Source organism: Stenotrophomonas sp. YJH_SMC_138, assembly GCF_059369855.1.
Window position 1 is genome coordinate 116,010 of the sequence record NZ_JCAFTB010000001.1, and the last position, 21,836, is coordinate 137,845.

Below are 21,836 nucleotides of genomic sequence, written 5' to 3' on the forward strand. Positions count from 1 at the left end.
CCAGGACGGCCGGATCAGGCCGGGCGCGAGGCACTGAAATCGAGCGTGACACGCGTTCCGCGCGGCTCGCAGGGCTGCAGCTGCAGGGTCCAGCCCAGGTGCTCGCACAACCGCGCGATCAGGTCCAGGCCGATGCCGCCGCCACGATCGGCGCGTCCGCCACGGGCCATGCGCGCGTGGATGGCGGCAATCTCCTCCGGGCTCATGCCATGCCCTGGGTCCTGCAGCGTCAGCACCGCCGACGCACTCAACTGCAGCTCGATATGGCCGCGGCCGCTGTTCTCGATGGCATTGCGCAGCAGGTTGCCGATCGCCGCCTGCACCACTGCCATCGGCGCAACGATATCCACCGGCGCCGCCTGGATGCCGATGCTCAGGTCCTTGTCACCGAGCAGGTGGCGATGGTCGTCGACGATCTCCGGCAGCAGCTGGTCCAGGGCGATGCGCTCGGCACGCGCGGCCAGGCGTGCCGGATCACGCGCCAGCACCAGCAGCAGCTCGATCAGCTGCTCCACGCTCTGCGCTGTGCGCAACACCCGCTGCATCTGCTGGCGGGCGCGCTCGGGCAGGCCCGGTTGCTCCAGCGCGAGCTCGGCAGCACCGGTCATCACCGCGATCGGCGTGCGCAGTTCGTGGCTGGCGGTGCTGATGAAGACCCGCTCGCGCTCGACGAACTGCTCGTTGCGGTCCAGGTAGTCGTTCAACGCACCGGCGATGGTATGCAGCTCGGCGCTGCCGCGCGGATCGACTTCGATACGCTGGCCCTGCACGCCCGGCCGCAGCCCGGCAATGTGCTGTGCCAGCAGGCTCAACGGACGCACCATCCGCTCCATGCCGAACGACGCCATCAGCACGGTGACGAAGATCATGATCACCCCGGCCAGCATCACCCAGCGCGTGGCGAACTGTTCCAGGTCATGGAAATCGGAGATGTCCAGCGCCAGCGCCACCCGTCCCATCGACTGCGTTTCACGGACCATCACCGCCGTCTCGCGGCCCTTGACCATCACTCCGTCATGCAACCCCGGATGCAGGGAGCGCAGGCTCTCTGGCAGATTGACCGCGTCAAAGCGGTACAGGCTCAGCGTGTCCGAGTCCTGCCAGCGATAGTGAGGTTCGTGCTCGACATGCTCGACGATGCTGTCCAGTTCGGAATTGAGCAGCGCGCGCCACGCGGCGTGCTCGGCGTGTTCGTGCACGTAGTTGCCGACACTGAACACTGCAATCGACAGCAGCGCCAGGTACCCGAGCAACCACCACACCACCCGCCGGTACAGCGGCCCCGGCTTACGCGCCCTCATCAGCATTCCTGCCTGCGTCGGCAGCGTCCATCAGCGCCAACCGATAGCCCACCCGCGGCAGCGTATGGATCAGCTTGTCGGCAAACGGGCCGTCGACGCTGCGGCGCAGCTCGTAGACATGCGAGCGCAGCAGATCGCCATCCGGTGGCTCGTCGCCCCACAGGGCGAACTCCAGCTGCTGGCGGGTGACCGCACCGGGGCTGGCGCGCATCAGCACTTCCAGCAGCTTGCGGCAGGCCGGGTACAGGTGCAGCACCTGGCCACCACGCTGGGCTTCCAGGGTCGCCAGGTCCAGCACCAGGTCGCCCACCTGCAGGCGCTTGCGCGGATTGCGGCCCTGCGCGCGCAGCAGCAGCGCCTCCAGCCGCACTTCCAGCTCGGGCAGGGCGAACGGCTTGGTCAGGTAGTCGTCGGCACCGGCGCGGAAGCCGGCGATCTTGTCCGGCAGCTCGTCGCGCGCGGTCAGCATGATCACCGGCACCTCCGACGCGTGCTCGGCGCGCAGGCGACGCAGCACCTCCGGCCCCTCCATGCGCGGCAGCATCCAGTCCAGGATCACCGCATCGTAGGGGTGGCTGCCTGCCAGGTGCAGGCCGGTGATGCCATCCGGGGCCACGTCGAGCACGTGCCCGCGCGACTCGAAATAGTCGAACAGGTTGGCCACCAGCTGGCGGTTGTCCTCGATCACCAACAGACGCATGCACGAAAGATCCACGGAAGTTCGTACCATGGTAGCGCCGACCATGTCGGAATGCGGTCGCCCTGCGCCCGCTCCGACGCCTTTCCTACCCCAGCCACGTCAGAGTGGCGGTTTTGCTCCCGGAGCCTGCCGTGCCCGTAGCCCTGCCCCGCCGTTGGCGCCTGCCCCTGTTGTGGCTGCTGATCATCGCCGCGTTGGCCGCCGGTATCGGCCTGCGCCAGCCGCAGCCGCCGGACGAGCCGCGCTTCGTGCTGGCGGCCCGTACCATGGTCGAAAGTGGGGAATGGCTGCTGCCGCACCGGGGCGTGGAGCTGTACGCGGAGAAGCCGCCGGTCTTCATGTGGCTGCAGGCGGCCGCTTACGAGGTGGTCGGCAGCTGGCAATGGTCGTTCCTGCTGCCGTCGCTGCTGGGCGCCCTGCTCAGCCTGTGGCTGGTGTCGGACCTGGCACGGCGGCTGTGGTCGCCGCGGCATTCCCTGTACGCCCTGGCGGCGCTGTTCTGCACCCTGCAGTTCGGCCTGATGGCCAAGCGCGCGCAGATCGACATGGTGCTGGTCGGCATGACCACGGTGGCCCTGTGGGGATTGATGCGCCACCTGTGCGAGCGCCGCAACCTGCCCGCGCTGTGGCTGGCCGGTTTCGCCGCTGGCCTCGGCACGGTGACCAAGGGCGTGGGGTTCCTGCCGCTGCTGATGGTGCTGCCGTGGTTCGGCTGGTGGCTGTACCAGCGCCGCCGCGGGCGCAGCGTGGACGGTCCGCACCCGGCAACGCTGCTGTGGCTGATCCCGGCCTTCCTGCTGGGCGTGGCGGTGTGGCTTGCCCCGCTGGGCTGGGCATTGCTGCATGAGCCCAGCGCGTCCCTGCAGTCCTACGCCCACGAACTGCTGTTCAAGCAGACCGGCACCCGCTACGCCAACGCCTGGCACCACCGCCAGCCGGTCTGGTACTACCTGCAGGTGATCCTGACCTTGTGGCTGCCGGGCAGCCTGTTGCTGCCGATGCTGTTCAAACCCTGGTGGCGCCGCATCCGCCGTGGTGACTGCCGGCAATGGCTGCTGTTGGGCTGGGCGCTGCTGGTGCTGGTGTTCTTCAGTGCCAGCCCCGGCAAGCGCGAGGTCTATGTGCTGCCAATGCTGCCGGCGATGGCGCTGGCGGTGGCCCCGCTGTTGCCTGGCCTGCTGCGACGGCTTTGCGTGCGGCGCTACCTGTTCGGCTACACCGTGGTGCTGATGCTGGCCACCGGTGTGCTCGGCGTGATGCTGATGACCGAACATCCGTGGGCCCTGGCGCAGCTGGAACGGCGGGCGATGCCCGATTCGCTGCTGCCGGTGCTGGGAGATGGCCTGCTGACCTTTGCCATTGCCCTGGCCACGTTGATCGTGTGGCTGCGGGTGCGACGTGCCGCAACGCTGGTGTTGCTGACCCACGGCATGCTGTGGATGCTCTACGGCCTGGTGCTGATCCCGGCGCTGGATCCGTACGCATCAGCGTCGGCGGTGATGCGCCGGGTGGGCGCGCGGATCGGCCCGGACGCGGAGCTGGCACTGGTCGCCTGGCGCGAACAGAACCTGCTGCAGGCAGATCGGCCGGTGCGCGAGTTCGGCTTCAAGCGCCCCTGGGCCGAACAATGGCATGACGCCGGCCCGTGGCTGGCCGAGGCGCCGGGCAAGCGCTGGGTGCTGGTGCTGGACGATGCGATGAGCCCCTGCGTGGACCCGGCGAAGGTGATCGACATCGGCATTGCCAACAGGAATCGTTGGCAACTGCTTCCCGGTACGGCCTGGGACCCGAAGTGCCACGCCGAGCGGACCGGATCGACCGCCGAAGAAGACTGAACGTTGACACGTTATGGGCAAACATTAACCCGGCACGAACGAGCGTCCGACCCTTCTCCGACATCGAGGTGACGAGCATGAGCGCGGATTCCCGAACCGCCCCTTCCCAGCATGCCCGTTCGTCCCATTGATGCGGCAGCGCCGCTTGCGACATCACCACTGGCGTCAAGATTCGCCGTAACTCACTTCTGGCTGCCTGTCGCAATCGGTCTGCCCGTGTTTACGCTGCTGATGGGTTTCGGCGGTGATCAATGGGTGGCCGATCACCTGTTCCGCCTCGAAGGTGGCCACTGGGCGTTGCAGGACGCCTGGGTCACCCGCACGGTGGTGCACAAGGCCGGCAAGTGGCTGAGCACGTCGGCGGCGCTGGTCGCGATCCTGTTGTGCGTGCACCACTGGCGCAAGGGGGGCGATCGCACCCTGCGATGGGCGCTGCTTTATGTCGTAATTGGCATGGCGCTGGGTACGGGCGTGATCTCCCTGCTGAAGACCCTGGTGCCGATGGAATGTCCCTGGGACCTGCTGCGCTACGGTGGCCATCAGCCCTATATCGGGCTTTTCACGCAGCGCCCGGCCGGCATGGCCGCACAGGCCTGCTTCCCTGCCGGCCACGCCAGCGCAGGCTATGCGTGGCTGTGCCTGTACTATTTCGCCCTGCTGTGGCGCCCGTCGTGGCGCTGGGCAGGCTTGTGGATCGGCCTCGGCACCGGCCTGGTGTTCGGCATCAGCCAGCAGCTGCGCGGCGCGCATTTCCTTTCGCATGACGTTGCCACCGCGTTGATATGTTGGCTGCTGTCACTCGGCCTGTACCTGATCGTCAAAGGCATCCTGATCCGCCGTCAGCTGGACCGTCCCAACCGCCAGGAGGCAAACGCATGAGTGCATCGGTCCAACGCCCCGCCCGCGCTTCTGCGCTGGCGGGTCTTCGCCACTGGCGGCCACAGCTGTCCACCGAAGCACTGATCGCGTTCACCAGCCTGTTCTTCGCGGTGGCCGGCAACGGCCTGTTCTGGCACAGCGCGATGGCCAGCCATCCGGGCAGCCTGCGCTACGCGCTGTCGCTGCTGCTGTTGCTGCTGGGTGCGCACGGCGTGCTGCTGGGCATCCTGGTCTGGCGCTGGAACGCCAAAGTGGTGATCAGCCTGCTGCTGCTGGTGACCGCATTCGCCGCACACTACATGAGCCGCTACCACATCTACCTGGATGCGGACATGCTGCGCAACGTGCTGGCGACCGACCCCAAGGAAAGCCGCGAGCTGATGACGGTATCGCTGCTGTGGCCGGTACTGCTGCTGGCAGTGCTGCCGATGGTGGTGCTGTGGCGCGTGCAGCTGCGCCGCCGCAGCTGGGGCCGCAGCCTGCTCTGGCGCGTCGGCTTCCTGGTGGTGGCGGCAGTGACGGCTGTCGGCGGCGCGTTGATCTCGTTCCAGGATGTCTCGGCACTGATGCGCAACCAGCGTGAAGTGCGCTATCTCGCGACACCGGCCAATGTCCTGTTGGGCATGCCGCGGGCATTGCGTGGCGACAATCCGGTGCAGCGCGCGCCGAAGCTGCCGATCGGCACCGATGCCAAGGCGACCCCGCGCGCGCCGGCCAGCAAGCCGCGCCTGCTGGTGATCGTCATGGGCGAGACCGTGCGTGCGCAGAACTGGGGGCTCAACGGTGGCCGCAACACCACCCCGGAACTGGCGCAGGCCAGCGTGATCAATTTCCCGGACATGCATTCGTGCGGCACCAGCACCGAGGTTTCGTTGCCGTGCCTGTTCTCGCCGTGGGGCCGCCATGACTACGACGAGAAGAAGATCCGCGCGCACCAGTCGCTGCTGCACGTATTGAACCGTGCCGGCATCGCACCGTTGTGGCGTGACAACCAGTCCGGCTGCAAGGGCGTGTGCGAAGGCCTGGACTTCCAGTCGCTGTCCGATGCCACCACGCCGGGCCTGTGCGCCGATGGCCGCTGCATGGACGAGATCCTGCTGCAGGACCTGGCCACCCAGGTACGCGCCAGGCCCGGCGACCGGGTGGTGGTGCTGCACCAGCTGGGCAACCACGGTCCGGCCTACTTCGAGCGCTATCCGCCCGCATTCCGCCGTTTCACCCCGACCTGCGATACCCGTGACATTGGCCGTTGCTCGCGCGAAGAGATCACCAACAGCTACGACAATGCCGTGCTGTACAGCGATCACTTCCTGACAAAGACCATCGGCACGCTGCAGGGCATGCAGGATTACGACACGGCGATGATCTACCTGTCCGACCACGGCGAGTCGCTGGGCGAGAAGGGCCTGTTCCTGCACGGCGTGCCCTACGCCATCGCCCCGGCCGAGCAGACCCGGGTACCGATGACGATGTGGTTCTCGCCAGGCTTCGCCAGCAGCCGTGGGCTGGACCTGCAGTGCGTGCGCAAGCGTTCGGCGGCGTATACCGACCATGACAACCTGTTCCCGTCGGTGCTGGGCCTGATGCAGGTGAAGACCTCGCTGTACGAACGCGACCGCGACGTGTTCGCCAACTGCGAGAGTTGAGGGGTGTTCGGCAGGGCTTGCAGCCCTGCACCTGCAGGGGCAACGGCCGAAGCAACAGCAACAGCGTGCATTCCGTGGGATGGTGGGGTGGGTCCGGTGGCGGGAGACGCCGTAAACCCATCCTTGGGGGCTTGGCCGCGGCATCCATGCCGCGGACACTCCCGCCACCGGACCCACCCCGCCTTCGACAGTTTTCCGCGATCTGTTGGAACGATCTTGTGGTCAGATCCGTTTTCCGGAGGAAAACGGATCTGACCCCATTTTGATTGTCGATACCTGACAGATGTGTCGACCAAGGTCGACACCTACCAACAGCCGCCACGATCTGTCAGAGGTGGGGCGGTGTGGGCTTGCAGGACCGTTGGCGCCATGGATGGCGCCATCGAGCCCCCATGGATGGGTTTACGGCGTGTCCTGCAAGCCCACACCGCCGCGCCATCCCACGGATACCCCGCTGTTGCGGTTGCTTCGGCGGTTGCTGTTGCTTGTGCTCTGGCCTCTGCGGGTGCCGGGCGCCGCCCGGCCGACTTCCGCCACTTGCGGTGGCAGCGGCTGCCCACTAGCCTTCGGCCGTCGTTCACCACCCAAGGACCGCCCGTGAAACACCGTCATCTCCTGCTGGCCTCGGCAATCGCCGCCGCCACGCTGGCCCTGGCCGCCTGCAAGAAGGAAGCTGCCCCAGGCACCGATACCGCCAGCAGCAGCAGCGCCCCGGCCGGCGAAACCGCCGACCAGTTCGTGGCCCGCATCAATGCCGAGTTCAAGGCCGCCTACCCGGAGATGACCTCGGCGCAGTGGCTGTCCTCCACCTACATCAACAGTGATTCGGAACGCATCGCGGCCAAGGCCAACGAGCGCTCGCTGACCCAGCTCAACAGCTGGATCGAACAGGCTGCGAAGTTCGACGGCAAGCCGATGAGCGAGGACAGCAAGCGCGCGATCCACCTGCTGAAGCTGATGTCGTCGATGCCGGCACCGCGCGACCCGGCCAAGCTGGCCGAGCTGACCCAGATCGCCACCCGCATGGAAGGCAGCTATGGCGCCGGCAAGTACTGCACCGATGCCAACGATCCGAACTCCTGCCGCCAGCTGGGCGAGCTGGAGCAGGTGCTGGCACGCAGCCGCGACTATGACAAGCAGCTCGACGCCTGGCAGGGCTGGCACAGCACCACCAAGAACATGCGCGGCGACTACCAGAAGTTCGTCGGCCTGGTGAACGAAGGCGCCAAGGGCATGGGCTTCACCGATGCCGGCCAGATGTGGCGCAGCGGCTATGACATGCCGCCGGAGCAGATCGGCCCGGAAACCGACCGCCTGTGGGAACAGGTCAAGCCGATGTACGAGCAGCTGCACTGCTACGCACGCGGCAAGCTGGACAAGACCTACGGCAAGGACAAGGCCGAAGTGGGCAACGGCCTGATCGCCGCGCACCTGCTGGGCAACATGTGGCAGCAGGACTGGTCGAACCTGTGGGACCAGCTGGAACCGTACCCGGGCGCCGGCAGCCTGGACATCACCGCGGCGCTGGAGAAGCAATACCAGACCAACCTGAGCGCGGCGCTGGCCAAGGCCGGCAAGGATGCCAACGTGGCCGCGCAGTACAAGGCGCAGCGCGAGGCCGAACTGCGCACCGCCAAGCAGATGACCGAACGCGCGCAGGACTTCTACGTATCGCTGGGCATGCCGTCGCTGCCGCAGTCGTACTGGGAACGCACCCAGTTCATCAAGCCCGATGACCGCGATGTGGTCTGCCACGCCAGCGCCTGGGACATGAACATGGAAGGCGACGTGCGCACCAAGATGTGCATCAAGCCGAACGAAGAGAACTTCACCACCATCTACCACGAGCTGGGCCACATCTATTACGACCTGGCCTACAACCCGCTGCCGCCGCTGTTCCAGGGCGGTGCCAACGATGGGTTCCATGAAGCGATCGGCGACACCATCGTGCTGGCGATGACCCCCAAGTACCTCAGCTCGATCGGCCTGGTCGATACGCCGACCGAAAGCCGCGAAGCGGTCATCAACAACCAGATGCGCATGGCGCTGTCGGGCGTGTCGTTCCTGCCGTTCGGGCTGATGATCGACCGCTGGCGCTGGGGTGTGTTCGATGGTTCGATCACCGCCGACAACTACAACAAGGCATGGTGGGACCTGAAGGCCAAGTACCAGGGCGTGGCGCCTGCCAGTACCCGTGGCGAGGAGTTCTTCGATCCGGGCGCGAAGTACCACGTGCCAGGCAACACCCCGTACACCCGCTACTTCCTGGCGCGCATCCTGCAGTTCCAGTTCTACAAGGGCCTGTGCGACGCGGCCGGCTACAAGGGCCCGCTGCATGAGTGCACCTTCTACGGCAACAAGGAAGCCGGCCAGAAATACTGGGCGATGCTGAGCAAGGGTGCCAGCCAGCCGTGGCAGGCCACGCTGAAGGAGCTGACCGGCACCGACAAGCTCGATGCCGGCCCGATGATCGAGTACTTCACGCCGGTCAACGAGTGGCTGAAGCAGCAGAACGAAGGCCAGATGTGCGGCTGGCAGGCCAACGCGGCACCGGCGGCGAAATGAGAAAAGGGGCGGGTCCGCAAGGATCCGCCCCTTCCTGGTAGTGCCGGCCGCTGGCCGGCAACTACGCGATGAAGACCCCGCGGGCAGCCGGCCAGCGGCCGGCTCTACCGGAATGCCTGTCAGCTGTCCTTCTTCGCCGCCATCGCCGCGGCCAGGTCCGCCTTGAACTCCTCGAAGGTCTGGCCCTTTTCCTTCGCTTCGGCCTGTGCGGCGTCGCGCAGCGCATCGGAGTACATCAGGCGCACCGGCGTGCCGTTGCGCTCGTGCAGTTCACCGGCCTGCATGATCAGCGCCAGTACCTGCGCGGCGGAGTCACTGTGGCCGGCGATACGGCCGTCCATGCCCAGCACCCATTCGCCATCGCGGCGCACGACACCGGCCAGCAGGGTGCGCTGCGCGTCGCGCAGTTCCGCATGCGGCTCCACCGGCGAGGCCTGGGCAGCGGCCTTGTTGGCGGCCTGCTTTTCCTGGCGACGGCGCTGGTCGCGGCGGGTCTTGGAGCTGGTGGACATGGTGCGGTACCGCTGCGAGGGGGGCGCAAGGATAGCGCACCCCGCCCGCCACACCGCTTCACACCCCCTCAGTCCAACACTTTCCCGTGCCGCCAGTAACCCATGAAGGTGATCGTGCGGCGGTCCAGCCCGCACTCGCGGACCAGATGGCGACGGATCGCCATCACCGCTCCCGCCTCGCCTGCCACCCAGGCATACAGCGGCCCGGCCACGCTGGCATCGGCCTGTTCCCAGAGGATCTGCGCGTCGACGTCGATCTCTTCCAGTTCTTCGCCAGCGACCACGCTCGAGGCGGCCAGGCGCGCCTGCACCGCCTGCAACAGAGGCGCCCCGTACGCCGCCCGCCCGCGCGGCAACCAGACCAGCTCGGCCGTGGCCGGCGCCTTCAGGCGAACCGCATCACCGGCCTGCGCCACTTCCAGCAGGGCCAGCGTACGCGGCGGATCCACCCTGGCCGCCAGTTCCTCAAGAATGCCGGCCACTGCCGGCAGCGCGGTCTCGTCAGCCACCAGCAGCACCTGGCCAACGCCGGCCGGCGGCTTCCATTCCCAGCCCTCGCTGCTGTCGGCGCAGTCGGCATCCGGGGCCAGCAGCACCACGCGGTCGCCCGGCCGTGCATGGATGGCCCATCGCGAGGCCGGCCCGGTCTCGCCATGCAGCACGAAATCAACATCGACCTCGCCCTGCTCTGCACGCAGCTGGCGGAGGGTGTAGGTGCGCATCGGCGGGCGCTGATCGTCCGGCAGGGCCCGATAGCGTGGGTACCAGTCCTCGCCGCTGGGGACCTGCGGCGCCTCCTGGCCGGGCAAGGGGAAGAACACCTTGATGCGCTGGTCCGGCCCTCCGGTCGTCATCCGCGCCACGTCGGCACCGGTGAACACCATGCGGTCCAGGGAAGGGGAAAGAACGCGGCGCTCCTTCAGCGCCACCTCGAACAGGCGGTAGGTCTGCTGCGCAGCCATGGGGAACCTCATGCAACGACAGTGGATCGGCTGGCTGTCGTGCACCTGTGCACCGGCTGGCTGGAGTGCCCAGCCTAGTCCGGCGGTTTCCCGCCGCAAGCGTTGCGGGCGCCACGGCCCGCCCTACCCCTGCGCGCTGCTCAGTGACCCGTGCAGGCTGCCTGCGCCGCGCGTTCGCGCCGGTGTTCCCAGTACCAGAACACGAAGCCGGCGCCGAAGAACCCGGCCTGGCCCAACGCCAGGTGCAGCGGGCTGGCGCTGAGCAGCGGCGACACCACGCCGGCCACCACGGTGCTGATCATCAGCTGCACGAAGGCCTGCAGCGACGAGGCCAGGCCGCGCTGGTGCGGGTACATGTCCAGCACCGCCAGCGCCAGGATCGGGAAGATCAGCGCCATGCCCATGCCACCCAGGAAGATCGGCAGCACCGCCCACGGCAGCACGAACTGCGGCGCCAGCGCCACGTAGCCGACGTTCAGCAGCACCGACAGCGCGCACAGGCCGAAACCAATGGATACCTGGCGGGTGGGCGTGGTGTGCCCGGCCATGCGCCCGGACAGGAACGAGCCGGTGGTCATGCCGCCGATGGTGGGGATGAACAGCCAGGCGAAACCGCCCTCGCCCAGGTGCAGGTGCTGCATCACGAACACCGGTGCCGAGGAGATGTACAGGAAGATGCCACCGAAACCGATGCTGCCGGCCAGCGCCAGGCGCAGGAAGCGCGGATTGAAACCGATGCGCACGTAATCACGCATCAGCACCCGCGGCGACAACGGAACGCGCGCTTCGAGCGGATGGGTCTCCGGCAGGTAGCGGGCGGTGGCCGCCAGCAGAACCAGTGCGAACACCACCAGGAACCAGAAGATCAGCGGCCAGCCAGCACCGCTGAGCAGGATCCAGCCACCGATGATCGGCGCGATCGCCGGGGCGATGCCGAACAGCATCGACACCTGGCTCATCAGCCGCTGCGCGTCGTGACCGTGGTACAGGTCGCGGATCACCGCGCGGCCGACGATCATGCCGACGCCTGCGGACAGGCCCTGCAGGGCGCGGAACCCCAGCAGCGTGGTCAGATCGGTGGACAGCGCACAGCCGACCGAGGCGCCGACGAACACCACCAGGCCGCCGAGGATCACCCGCTTGCGGCCCCAGGCATCGGACAGCGGGCCGTGTGCCAGGCTCATCAGGCCGTAGAACAGCAGGTACACGCTGATGGTCTGCTGCACCGCCACCTCGTCCACCGCCAGGCGCTGGGCCAGCTGCGGGAACGCGGGGAAGATGGTGTCGATCGAGAACGGACCGAACATGGCCAGGCCGGCGAGCAGCAGGGCCATGCGGCGGGTGGAAGGAGCAACAGCGGCGGTCATGGAGAAGGCGTCCGGCAGGGCCATGCGCGGCACGCACGGCGGGCGCCAGTCCCCTGCAGCAGGGACGGCGCCAGATGAATTCGGGTATCCGCCCATCATAGGTGGGGATTGCGCCTGATGCCATGCAGCAGTGCACAAAACGCACGGGCGGGCCATCGGCCATTCAGGCGCCGCGGCCGGGCCCGCAGGCGGCTGGCGCGCCCGCAACGGGCTATAATCGGCAGGCAACACGGTGGGAGAAGCGGAACACCGCTGCCGAAGGCGCAACGCCCGTAATCGCTCAGGCCCGATACCACCCGTAACACAACTCTGGAGAGACCGGTTCGATCCGGCGCCGAAGGGGCACGAAGCCGCGGTTTTCCGCGCTTCCAAACTCTCAGGCAAAAGGACAGAGGGGCGCCCCGCAGACCGCCGACCGGCGGCTTGTGCCCGTGCGTGTGCCCTTTCCTGACGGATCCTTCGCCATGTCCCAGAACACCCCTTCCCTGCGTGAGCTCGAGCACCACAATGCGTTCGTCGAGCGCCACATCGGCCCCAACGATGCCGAGATCGCGCAGATGCTCGACGTCGTCGGCCACGCGTCGCTGGATGCGATGACCGATGCCATCGTACCGGCCAAGATCAAGTCGCCGGCGCCGCTGGCACTGCCGGAATCGATGACCGAAGTGCAGGCACTGGCGAAGATCCGTGCGATCGCCGACAAGAACACCGTGCTGCGCAGCTTCATCGGCCAGGGCTACTACGGTACCCACACGCCGAACGTGATCCTGCGCAACATCCTGGAAAACCCGGCCTGGTACACCGCCTACACCCCGTACCAGGCCGAGATCTCGCAGGGCCGCATGGAAGCGCTGATCAACTTCCAGACCCTGTGCGCCGACCTCACCGGCATGGAAATCGCCAACGCCTCGCTGCTGGACGAAGCCACCGCCGCAGCTGAAGCGATGACCCTGGCCAAGCGTTCGGCCAAGTCGAAATCGGACACCTTCTTCGTGCACGACGCCGTGCACCCGCAGACCCTGGAACTGCTGCGCACCCGCGCCGAGCCCATGGGCATCGTGCTGCGCGTCGGCACCCCGGCCGAGGCACTGGAAGCAGAAGCCTTCGGCCTGCTGCTGCAGTACCCGGACACCTTCGGCCAGATCGGCGACTACAAGGCGCTGGTCGAGGCCGTGCACGCGCGCGGCGGCCTGGTGGCCGTGGCCACCGACCTGCTGGCGCTGACCCTGCTGGCCGCCCCGGGCGAATGGGGTGCGGACATCGTGGTCGGCAACAGCCAGCGTTTCGGCGTGCCGTTCGGCTTCGGCGGCCCGCACGCCGCATTCATGGCCTGCCGCGACGCCTACAAGCGCTCGATGCCGGGCCGCCTGATCGGCGTCTCGGTCGATGCCCAGGGCAACCCGGCCTACCGCCTGACCCTGCAGACCCGCGAGCAGCACATCCGCCGCGAGAAGGCCACCTCCAACATCTGTACCGCACAGGTGCTGCTGGCGGTGATGGCCTCGATGTATGCCGTGTACCACGGCCCGGAAGGCCTGACCCGCATCGCCCGGCGTACCCACCGCCTGGCCTCGATCCTGGCCGCCGCGCTGCGCGAGGCCGGCGTGCAGGTCGGTGGCGACTTCTTCGATACGCTGCACATCACCGGCGTGCATGCCGATGAGATTCACGCCAAGGCCCGCGCCGCCGGTTACAACCTGCGTGCGATCGACAGCGACTCGGTCGGCATCAGCCTGGACGAGACCGCCACCCGCGGCGACGTGGTCGCGCTGGCCGCCGTGTTCGGCGCGCAGGCCGACATCGATGCGCTGGATGCCAGCACCGCCGACGCACTGCCGGCCGGCCTGCTGCGCCAGTCCGCGTTCCTGACCCATCCGGTGTTCAACACCCACCACAGCGAGCACGAACTGCTGCGCTACCTGCGCTCGCTGGCCGACAAGGACCTGGCGATGGACCGCACGATGATCCCGCTGGGCTCGTGCACCATGAAGCTCAACGCCACCGCCGAGATGATCCCGGTGACCTGGCCGGAGTTCTCGCAGATCCACCCGCTGGTGCCGGCCGACCAGGCGCTGGGCTACAAGGAACTCATCGACACGCTGGAAGCGATGCTGGTCGAATGCACCGGCTATGACGCGGTCAGCCTGCAGCCGAACTCCGGCGCGCAGGGCGAGTACGCCGGCCTGCTGGCGATCCGCGCCTACCACCGCTCGCGCGGCGAAGGCCACCGCGACATCTGCCTGATCCCGGATTCGGCGCACGGCACCAACCCGGCCTCGGCGCAGATGTGCGGCATGAAGGTGGTGGTGACCAAGACCGATGCCAACGGCAACGTCGACGTCGAGGACATCCGCCTCAACGCCGAGAAGTACAGCGACCGCCTGGCCGCGATCATGATGACCTACCCGTCCACGCACGGCGTGTTCGAGGAAGAGGTGGTGGAGATCTGCGAGATCATCCACAAGCACGGCGGCCAGGTGTACACCGACGGTGCCAACATGAATGCCCTGGTCGGCGTGGCCAAGCCGGGCAAGTGGGGGTCGGACGTTTCGCACCTGAATCTGCACAAGACCTTCTGCATCCCGCACGGCGGTGGCGGCCCGGGCGTCGGCCCGTGCGCGGTCAAGGAGCACCTGGCCCCGTTCCTGCCGGGCAAGCTGGGTGACAACGGCCCGGTCGGCATGGTCAGCGCGGCCAGCTTCGGCAGCGCCTCGATCCTGCCGATCAGCTGGATGTACATCGCGATGATGGGCCGCGACGGCCTGCGCAAGGCCACCCAGGTCGCGCAGCTCAACGCCAACTACATCGCCAAGCGCCTGGCCCCGCACTTCAAGACCCTGTACACCGGCCGCAACGGCCTGGTGGCGCACGAGTGCATCCTGGACGTGCGCCCGCTGGAGAAGACCAGCGGCATCGGTGCCGAGGACGTGGCCAAGCGCCTGATCGACTTCGGCTTCCATGCCCCGACCCTGAGCTTCCCGGTGGCCGGCACGCTGATGGTGGAGCCGACCGAAAGCGAATCGCTGCACGAACTGGATCGCTTCATCAACGCGATGATCCAGATCCGCGAGGAGATCACCGCGATCGAAGACGGCCGCCTCGACCGCGAGGACAACCCGCTGAAGAACGCGCCGCACACTGCCACCGCAGTGACCGCCAGCGAGTGGACCCACGCCTACCCGCGTGAACTGGCCGCCTTCCCGCTGGCCAGCCTGAAGCAGAGCAAATACTGGCCGCCGGTGGCGCGTGTCGACAACGTGTACGGCGACAAGAACGTGATGTGCGCCTGCATCCCGGTCGATGCCTACAAGGATGATGAAGTCGAGGCGTGATTCCTCACTGCATCGGTAAAGAAAACGGCCCGCGCAAGCGGGCCGTTTTCATGGGGCGTGTGGACCAAGGCCCACACCCACAAGCATCCGATCACGGGTCCGGCATCTGCCCCAGGCTCAACTGCCACGACACGCCAAAGCGGTCCTGCACCCAGCCGTAGCGATTGCTGAAGTCATAGTCGCCCACCGGCATCAACCAATGGCCGCCCTCACCCAGCACGCGTGCCGCGCGCTCGAACTGCTCGGCACCGGAACACTCGACGAACAGCGAGATCGACGGCGAGAAGGTGAAATCGTGCACGTCCAGGCTGTCGAAGCACAGGTAGTGGGTGCCACCGAGCAGGAAGATGGCCTGGCGGACCTGCCCCGGCACGCCGGCGCCGGCCCCCTCGGGATGGCGTTGCAGGGCCAGCAGCCGGAAATCGGCAAAGGCTTCGGCGTACAGGGCCAGCGCGGCCTCGGCCTGGCCGGTGAACATCAGGAAGGGACGGCTGCGCAGCATGCGGTACTCCTGGTCGACGGGCCGATGACGGCCTGCCTGCACAGTGCCACGCGGAGTGTGTGCCTGTTGTAGAGCCGAGCCCATGCTCGGCTGGCGATCGCGCAAACAGCAGCCGACCGCAGGGTCGGCTCTACAGAATCACGCCTGGCGCATGCGCCGCGCGATGGCACTGCTGGCGGCGATCGTGGCGGTCAACGCCACCATCGACAGGAACTGCAGGCGGGTGTGCGACTCACTCAGCAGCAGGCCGAAGATCAGCGCAAGGATCGCCAGTGCACAGCAGGTCAGCCACGGGAAACCGGCCATGCGGAACGGCAGTCGGGTACCCAGACGATCCGCGCGACGACGCAGCACCAGCTGCGAGACCAGCGACAGCGTCCACACCAGCAGGCAGGTGGAACCGACGATGTTCAGCAGCACCGGCAGCACCCGGTCCGGGAACAGCAGTTCCATCACCGTGGCGGCAAAGCCGAACAGCACGCTGGCCAGCACGGCGATCACCGGCACCTGGCGCGGGTCGGTCCAGCCAAGCACGGCCGGCGCTTCGCGACGCTGCGCCAGCGAATACATCATGCGCGAGGCGCCGTAGAGGTTGGCATTGAGCGCCGACAGCAGCGCGATCACGGCGATCAGCGTGATGGCGGTACCAGCGCCCGGGATGCGGGCGATGTCCAGCACGGCGGCGAACGGCGACTTCAGCGCCTCGCTGGTCCACGGCACCACGGCGATGATCACGCTCAGCGAGCCGATGTAGAACACCAGGATGCGCCAGGCCACGGTGCGGATGGCACGGGCAATGCTGCGCTCGGGGTCTTCGGTTTCGGCCGCCGCCACGGCCACGATCTCGGTGCCGCCGAAGGCGAACACCACCACCAGCAGCGCCGCGCCGATCCCGGCCAGGCCCTTCGGCGCAAAACCACCGTGTTCGGTGAAGTTGCTCAGGCCCGGGGAGGTCACCTGCGGCAGCCATCCCATCAGCAGCGCCACGCCAATGGCGATGAACGCCAGGATCGCCGCGACTTTGAGGATGGCGAACCAGAATTCGAACTCGCCGAAGTTCTTCACTCCGAGCAGGTTGATCGCGGTGAAGAACAGCATGAACGCCAACGCCGCCATCGGTACCGGTATCGCCGGCCAGACCGTGGCCAGCAGCCCGGCCGCACCCACTGCTTCGGCGGCGATCACGATCACCAGCTGCACCCACCACAGCCAGCCCACGGTGGCACCGGCGGTAGCGCCCATGGCGTCGGCTGCATACACCGAGAACGCGCCGCTGGTCGGTTTGGCCGCCGCCATCTCGCCCAGAGCGTTCATCACGATGATCACCAGCGCTCCGGCGACCAGATACGACACCAGGACCGCCGGACCGGCCGCCTGCACACCCACGCCCGAGCCGAGGAACAGCCCGGCGCCGATGGCGCTGCCCAGGCCCATCATGATCAGCTGGCGGGGCTTGAGCGAATGTCCGAGGCGGGACGGCGAAGCGGTCGGAATCGAGTTGGGCATCGGCGGGGCTGGCGGCGGGCTACAGGGGCGACACCTTACCCTGTCCCGTGCCCACGGGGATAGGCACAGCGCAGCAGGCCGCTCAGGCCAGCGCCGGCTCGCCGACGTTCCCACCGATACGGGCACGATAGGCACGCGGCGAGAAACCGGTTTCAGCCTTGAACTTGCGGGTGAAGGCACTCTGGTCGCTGAAACCGCAGGCCTGGCCGATGCAGGCGATGCTGTCGTCGCCATGCAGCAGATGCATGGCCATCTGGATCCGCAGCCGGGTCAGCACCTGCTGCGGGGTCATCTGGAACACCTTGCGGAAGCTGCGCTCCAGCTTGGACAGCGAAAAGCCGGTGATGTCCAGCAGGGTCTGCATGCGCACGTTCTCGGCGTAGTGCGCGTTGAGGTGGGCCAGCGCCAGCCGCAGCTGCTCGTACTGGGTGCCGAGGCTGTCCTTCTGGCCAAGGTCGCGGGAAATGCCGATCAGGCCCTCGATGGCCCCGTCGACCACCAGCGGGCGCTTGCAGGTCAGGCACCAGCCCGGTTCGCGGTTGGCGAACAGGTGCAGCTCCATCAGGTTCTCGATCACCTCACCGGACAGCACGCGGGCGTCCTGGTCAACGTAGTCCGCACTGAGGCCGGTCGGGTAGATTTCGGCCGCCGTACGCCCGATCACGTCCTTGCGCGCGCGCAGACCCAGCCGCCGCAGCATGGTCTGGTTGACGTGGGTGTAACGCCCCTGGCGGTCCTTGATGAAGAACAGCACATCCGGGATGGCGTCGAACAGGGCTTCGATGTCGGCGGGCTCGACTCGCATGCGGCAAGCATACCCGAGCCTGCTTTTGCCCGTACGTTCACCTTTGCCGGACCGTGGTTTAACGGGGCTGGTTCCAGTGTCGTGATTCCTTTTGATGATCCGGAGCAAACGTCCATGGCCGCCAGCAAGCCGACCGGCAAGCGCGCAACCGTCCCTGCCGAAAGCCACCGCCGGGGCGATGGCGATGAACTGCACCAGCAGGCCGGGGGTAGCCATCCGGCAATGACCACCGACCAGGGCATTCCGGTGGCGGACAACCAGAACTCCCTGCGGCAGGGTCCTCGGGGGCCCACGCTGCTGGAGGACTTCATCCTGCGCGAGAAGATCACCCACTTCGATCACGAACGCATTCCCGAGCGCATCGTGCACGCACGTGGCAGCGCAGCACACGGCTACTTCGAGCTGACCCGATCACTGGCAGCCCATACCCGCGCACGCATCCTGACCGAGGTCGGCGTGAAGACGCCGGTATTCACCCGCTTCTCGACCGTGGCCGGTGGCGCAGGCTCGGTGGATACCCCGCGCGACGTGCGCGGCTTTGCGGTCAAGTTCTACACCAAGGAAGGCAACTGGGATCTGGTCGGCAACAACATCCCGGTGTTCTTCATCCAGGACGCGATGAAGTTTCCGGATCTGGTGCACGCAGTGAAGATGGAGCCGGACCGCGCCTTCCCGCAGGCCGCGTCGGCCCATGACACGTTCTGGGACTTCATTTCGCTGATGCCCGAATCGATGCACATGATCATGTGGGCGATGAGCGACCGCGCCATCCCGCGTTCGCTGCGGATGATCGAAGGCTTCGGTGTGCACAGCTTCCGCCTGCTGAACGAGGCCGGCGAGTCGACGTTCGTCAAGTTCCACTGGCGGCCCAAGCTGGGCATTCAGTCCACGGTCTGGGACGAAGCGTTGAAACTGCAATCGGCCGACAATGACTTCCATCGCCGCGACCTGTTCGAGGCCATCCAGCGCGGCGACTTTCCCGAATGGGAGCTGGCGGTGCAGCTGTTCACCGAAGAAGACGCCGACGCATTCCCGTTCGACCACCTGGATCCAACCAAGATCATTCCCGAATCGCTGGTGCCGTTGCAGGTGATCGGGCGCATGGTACTGGACCGCTGGCCCGACAACTTCTTCGCAGAGACCGAGCAGGTGGCGTTCTGCCCGGCCAACGTGCCGCCCGGCATCGACTTCAGCAACGACCCGCTGCTGCAGGGCCGCCTGTTCTCCTACCTGGACACCCAGCTGCTGCGCCTGGGCGGCCCGAACTTCCACCAGATCCCGGTGAATGCACCGAAGTGTCCGTTTGCCAATCATCAGCGCGACGGCCATATGCAGATGCAGGTGCCCAAGGGCCGCGTCGCCTACGATCCCAGCTCGCTGCAGGACGACACCCCGCGCGAGACGCCTGCCGGATTCCGCAGCCATGCCAGCGCCGACGATGGCCGCAAGGGCCGCACCCGCGCGGAGAGTTTCGCCGACCACTACAGCCAAGCCCGGATGTTCTTCCGCAGCCTGGAAAAGCCGGAGCAGGCGCACCTGGCATCGGCGCTGGTGTTCGAGTTGTCCAAGGTGGAAACGCTGAAGGTGCGGGTGCGCACCGTCAGCCACCTGCGCAACATCGATGACGCGCTGGCGCAGCGCGTGGCCGATGGCCTGGCCCTGCCTGCGCTGCCCGACCCGGCCCCAACCGCCACGCCGGTGCGGGACATGCCACCCGCTCCCGAGGTGCGCGTGATCGGGCGTAACAAGCCCACCCTGCAGGGTCGCTGCATCGGCATCCTGTTCGACGAAGGCTCCGACGCGCGCGTGATTGCCAGCCTGAGCAAGGCCGCCCGGAAGGCAGGTGCAGACGTGAAGCTGGTCGCGCCAAAAGTGGGAGGCGCCACGCTGAGCGATGGCGCATTGCAGGCGGCAGATGGGCAGCTGGCGGGTACCCCGTCAGCCGTGTTCGATGCAGTAGCCGTGGTGCTCAGCCTTGAAGCCGCGAAGGCCTTGTCGAAAGAGAGTGCAGCCGTCGAATTCGTCAGCCAGGCGTGGGCACACCTGAAGGCCATCGCCAGCGACGCGGGCGGCCAGGTGCTGCTGAAGGCGGCGCGCGTCGGCAACGACCCCGGCATCGTCGAAGCAGAAGACGCCAAGGCATTCCTGGCGGCGGCCGCCACCCGCCAGTGGGCGCGCGAGCCCAAGCTGCGCCTGCTGGCCTGACCACAACGACAGGAGAATCGTCATGCCCCGTGGTGACAAATCCGCATACACCGAAAAGCAGAAGCGACAGGCCGAGCACATCGAGGAAAGCGAACGTGATCGCGGCGCGAGTGAAGGCACCGCCGAGCGCATTGCCTGGGCCACCGTGAACAAGCAGGACGGCGGCGGCAAGCGCGCCGGCAGTGCCCGCAAGGGCGCGAAGAAGGCGACCAGCAAGAAGGCTGCCAAGAAGGCGCCTGCCAGGAAATCGGCCACAAAGAAGGCCGCAACCAAGAGGACGGCGGCGAAGAAGGCACCTGCGAAGAAGGCGGTGGCGAAGAAGGCACCGGCTCGCAAGACCGTGACAAAGAAGGCCGCAAAGAAGACGGCGAAGAAGGCAGCGGTAAAGAAGGCGGGTACGGCCGCCGCGCGGAGCGCCGCCGCGAAGAAGGCAGCCAAGACGCGGGCCGCGAAGAAGACCGTGCGCAAGGCGGCGGCGAAGAAAGCCGCGCGCACGCGTGCACGCGGCTGAGTCTTCGATCAGGAGGGGAGCGCCCTCATCCATGCGGCAACTTCGGCTGCGGCTGCCTCGGCACGGGCCTGCAGCAGTAGATGCGGCCCTTCCAGCGATACGTGCCGGGCATCGGGCAACAAGACCTGCAGCTCGGCCACGCTGGGCGGCCACAACAGGTGGTCCTGTCGTGCATGCAGGCATAACGTCGGCAGCGTGAGCTTCGGCAACTGCGCGCGGACATCGATCTGCAGTGTCGCCGCAGCGCGCTGCCGCAGGATCGCGGTCGGTACCGCAGCGATCGCATGTCGCAGCTCGCGAAGGTTCATGCGTGTCCGCCAATGCCCCAGCAGAAGCCGGGCCAGCAACGCCAGCGGCGGCGGTGGCCATGCAGGGGCAAGCAAGCGTGCGCTCGCCGCTGGCAGCGGCACCGGTCGCCGCGCGAAGGTCGTACTCAGTATCAATCCGCGCAACCCCGGCGGTGAAGCCACCGCCAGTTCGATAGCCAGCGGCCCGGCAAACGATTCAGCCAGCAGCACAAAGGGAGAGATGGGAAGCTGCGCGCGCAGGATCGACGCCAATGTGACGTAGTCCTGTGGCCCGTGCATGGGCAGCGGCAGCACCTGCACGGTAACCCCGTGGTCCTGCATCGCTTCCACGAAGCATGTCGACAGCAGGCCGCTGCCATCCAGCCCGGGCAGCATCACGATCGGGAGCATCACGGCGTTCATCACATTGCTCACTTCTCAGGTCCCTTCGCACGACTCGCTGCCGCGCAGCTTCGCTTATCGGCTCGACCCAGGGAAGTGCACGCCGCTGGTCGCGGCGCTACCCTGATGGCCCCGGACAGACGAGGAAGGCGGCATGCGCAAGCCACGCTGGCTCAGCTGGACCGGCATTGCCCTATGCGCGCTCTATCTCGCGCTGACCGCCTGGCTGGTGCTCGATGCCCGGTCCAACAGCGACCCCAAGAGCGCCTACATCCTCATGCAACTGCCGGTGATGCTGCAGACCGCAGCACTCAACGTCATCGGCGTGGGACGCTGGCTTTCCGGAATGACCTGGATCACCGTCTACCTTCTGGTGATTCCTCCCACGCTTGGCGTGCTGTACGTGCTTGGGGCCATGCTCGGCAGCGTCCTGGAGCAATGAGGGCGATCCTCCCTGCTGCCTGAGCGGGCGATGGAAATACGGCCGCCCAAGGCGGCCGTATTCCTGTCACGGGGTCA

At 67.1% G+C, this 21,836-nt stretch carries 17 protein-coding genes and 1 riboswitch; of the genes, 8 read left to right on the forward strand and 9 right to left on the reverse strand.

Annotated features, from left to right (window positions below; genetic code table 11):
- Positions 1 to 14 precede the first annotated feature (14 nt).
- Both AC5P7I_RS00570 and AC5P7I_RS00575 read right to left on the reverse strand, forming a co-directional pair.
- Entirely contained in the window at positions 15 to 1,301 is a 1,287-nt protein-coding gene (locus AC5P7I_RS00570; protein WP_014648010.1) for a sensor histidine kinase, read from the reverse strand.
- Complete coding sequence (locus tag AC5P7I_RS00575; RefSeq protein WP_014648011.1) at positions 1,288 to 2,001, reverse strand: response regulator transcription factor; 714 nt, start codon at positions 1,999 to 2,001, stop codon at positions 1,288 to 1,290. Before AC5P7I_RS00575 ends, AC5P7I_RS00570 begins: the two co-directional genes overlap by 14 nt.
- Before the next feature lie 131 nt (positions 2,002 to 2,132).
- Between AC5P7I_RS00575 and AC5P7I_RS00580 the strand changes: the two genes are divergently transcribed.
- From AC5P7I_RS00580 to AC5P7I_RS00595, 4 genes are all read left to right on the forward strand, one after another.
- Positions 2,133 to 3,836: an ArnT family glycosyltransferase gene (locus tag AC5P7I_RS00580; RefSeq protein WP_050483544.1), complete on the forward strand. Its 1,704-nt coding sequence runs from the start codon at positions 2,133 to 2,135 to the stop codon at positions 3,834 to 3,836.
- Between the two features lie 111 nt (positions 3,837 to 3,947).
- The gene (locus AC5P7I_RS00585) at positions 3,948 to 4,715 is read left to right on the forward strand and encodes a phosphatase PAP2 family protein (RefSeq protein ID WP_069116217.1); all 768 of its coding nucleotides are present in this window, start codon (positions 3,948 to 3,950) and stop codon (positions 4,713 to 4,715) included.
- Entirely contained in the window at positions 4,712 to 6,361 is a 1,650-nt protein-coding gene (locus AC5P7I_RS00590) for a phosphoethanolamine transferase (RefSeq protein WP_197621824.1), read from the forward strand. The genes AC5P7I_RS00585 and AC5P7I_RS00590 overlap by 4 nt, the downstream gene beginning before the upstream one ends.
- Positions 6,362 to 6,958: 597 nt before the next feature.
- Entirely contained in the window at positions 6,959 to 8,926 is a 1,968-nt protein-coding gene (locus AC5P7I_RS00595; RefSeq protein ID WP_262088037.1) for a M2 family metallopeptidase, read from the forward strand.
- A 119-nt stretch (positions 8,927 to 9,045) separates the two neighbouring features.
- Here the strand turns inward: AC5P7I_RS00595 and AC5P7I_RS00600 are convergent, their stop codons facing one another.
- The 3 genes from AC5P7I_RS00600 to AC5P7I_RS00610 form a co-directional block, all read right to left on the reverse strand.
- Positions 9,046 to 9,438 (reverse strand): hypothetical protein, encoded by a 393-nt coding sequence (locus AC5P7I_RS00600; protein WP_014648016.1) that lies wholly within the window; start codon positions 9,436 to 9,438, stop codon positions 9,046 to 9,048.
- A 68-nt stretch (positions 9,439 to 9,506) separates the two neighbouring features.
- Positions 9,507 to 10,400 (reverse strand): siderophore-interacting protein, encoded by an 894-nt coding sequence (locus tag AC5P7I_RS00605; protein ID WP_014648017.1) that lies wholly within the window; start codon positions 10,398 to 10,400, stop codon positions 9,507 to 9,509.
- A gap of 140 nt (positions 10,401 to 10,540) precedes the next feature.
- The gene (locus AC5P7I_RS00610; RefSeq protein ID WP_032960036.1) at positions 10,541 to 11,767 is read right to left on the reverse strand and encodes a multidrug effflux MFS transporter; all 1,227 of its coding nucleotides are present in this window, start codon (positions 11,765 to 11,767) and stop codon (positions 10,541 to 10,543) included.
- Between the two features lie 299 nt (positions 11,768 to 12,066).
- Positions 12,067 to 12,169: riboswitch (glycine riboswitch) on the forward strand.
- Positions 12,170 to 12,231: 62 nt separating this feature from the next.
- Between AC5P7I_RS00610 and gcvP the strand changes: the two genes are divergently transcribed.
- Positions 12,232 to 15,099 carry an aminomethyl-transferring glycine dehydrogenase gene (gene gcvP, locus AC5P7I_RS00615; RefSeq protein WP_014648019.1) on the forward strand — a complete coding sequence of 956 codons (2,868 nt, stop codon included), beginning with the start codon at positions 12,232 to 12,234 and terminating at the stop codon, positions 15,097 to 15,099.
- A 91-nt stretch (positions 15,100 to 15,190) separates the two neighbouring features.
- Here the strand turns inward: gcvP and AC5P7I_RS00620 are convergent, their stop codons facing one another.
- The 3 genes from AC5P7I_RS00620 to AC5P7I_RS00630 form a co-directional block, all read right to left on the reverse strand.
- Entirely contained in the window at positions 15,191 to 15,601 is a 411-nt protein-coding gene (locus tag AC5P7I_RS00620) for a VOC family protein (protein WP_005418291.1), read from the reverse strand.
- 138 nt (positions 15,602 to 15,739) lie between these two features.
- Complete coding sequence (locus AC5P7I_RS00625; protein WP_014648020.1) at positions 15,740 to 17,107, reverse strand: amino acid permease; 1,368 nt, start codon at positions 17,105 to 17,107, stop codon at positions 15,740 to 15,742.
- A gap of 82 nt (positions 17,108 to 17,189) precedes the next feature.
- The gene (locus tag AC5P7I_RS00630; protein WP_014038112.1) at positions 17,190 to 17,912 is read right to left on the reverse strand and encodes an AraC family transcriptional regulator; all 723 of its coding nucleotides are present in this window, start codon (positions 17,910 to 17,912) and stop codon (positions 17,190 to 17,192) included.
- A 114-nt stretch (positions 17,913 to 18,026) separates the two neighbouring features.
- Here AC5P7I_RS00630 and AC5P7I_RS00635 point away from each other — a divergent pair, with 114 nt between their 5' ends.
- Positions 18,027 to 20,117, forward strand: coding sequence for a catalase (locus AC5P7I_RS00635; protein WP_049441934.1), 2,091 nt, complete (start codon positions 18,027 to 18,029; stop codon positions 20,115 to 20,117).
- 22 nt (positions 20,118 to 20,139) lie between these two features.
- Complete coding sequence (locus tag AC5P7I_RS00640) at positions 20,140 to 20,628, forward strand: hypothetical protein (RefSeq protein ID WP_262088038.1); 489 nt, start codon at positions 20,140 to 20,142, stop codon at positions 20,626 to 20,628.
- A gap of 8 nt (positions 20,629 to 20,636) precedes the next feature.
- Here AC5P7I_RS00640 and AC5P7I_RS00645 read toward each other — a convergent pair whose 3' ends face one another.
- Positions 20,637 to 21,338: an alpha/beta fold hydrolase gene (locus tag AC5P7I_RS00645; protein ID WP_262093015.1), complete on the reverse strand. Its 702-nt coding sequence runs from the start codon at positions 21,336 to 21,338 to the stop codon at positions 20,637 to 20,639.
- Between the two features lie 133 nt (positions 21,339 to 21,471).
- Between AC5P7I_RS00645 and AC5P7I_RS00650 the strand changes: the two genes are divergently transcribed.
- Positions 21,472 to 21,759, forward strand: a complete 288-nt coding sequence (locus tag AC5P7I_RS00650; protein WP_053495719.1) for a hypothetical protein — start codon at positions 21,472 to 21,474, stop codon at positions 21,757 to 21,759.
- Positions 21,760 to 21,836 lie beyond the last annotated feature (77 nt).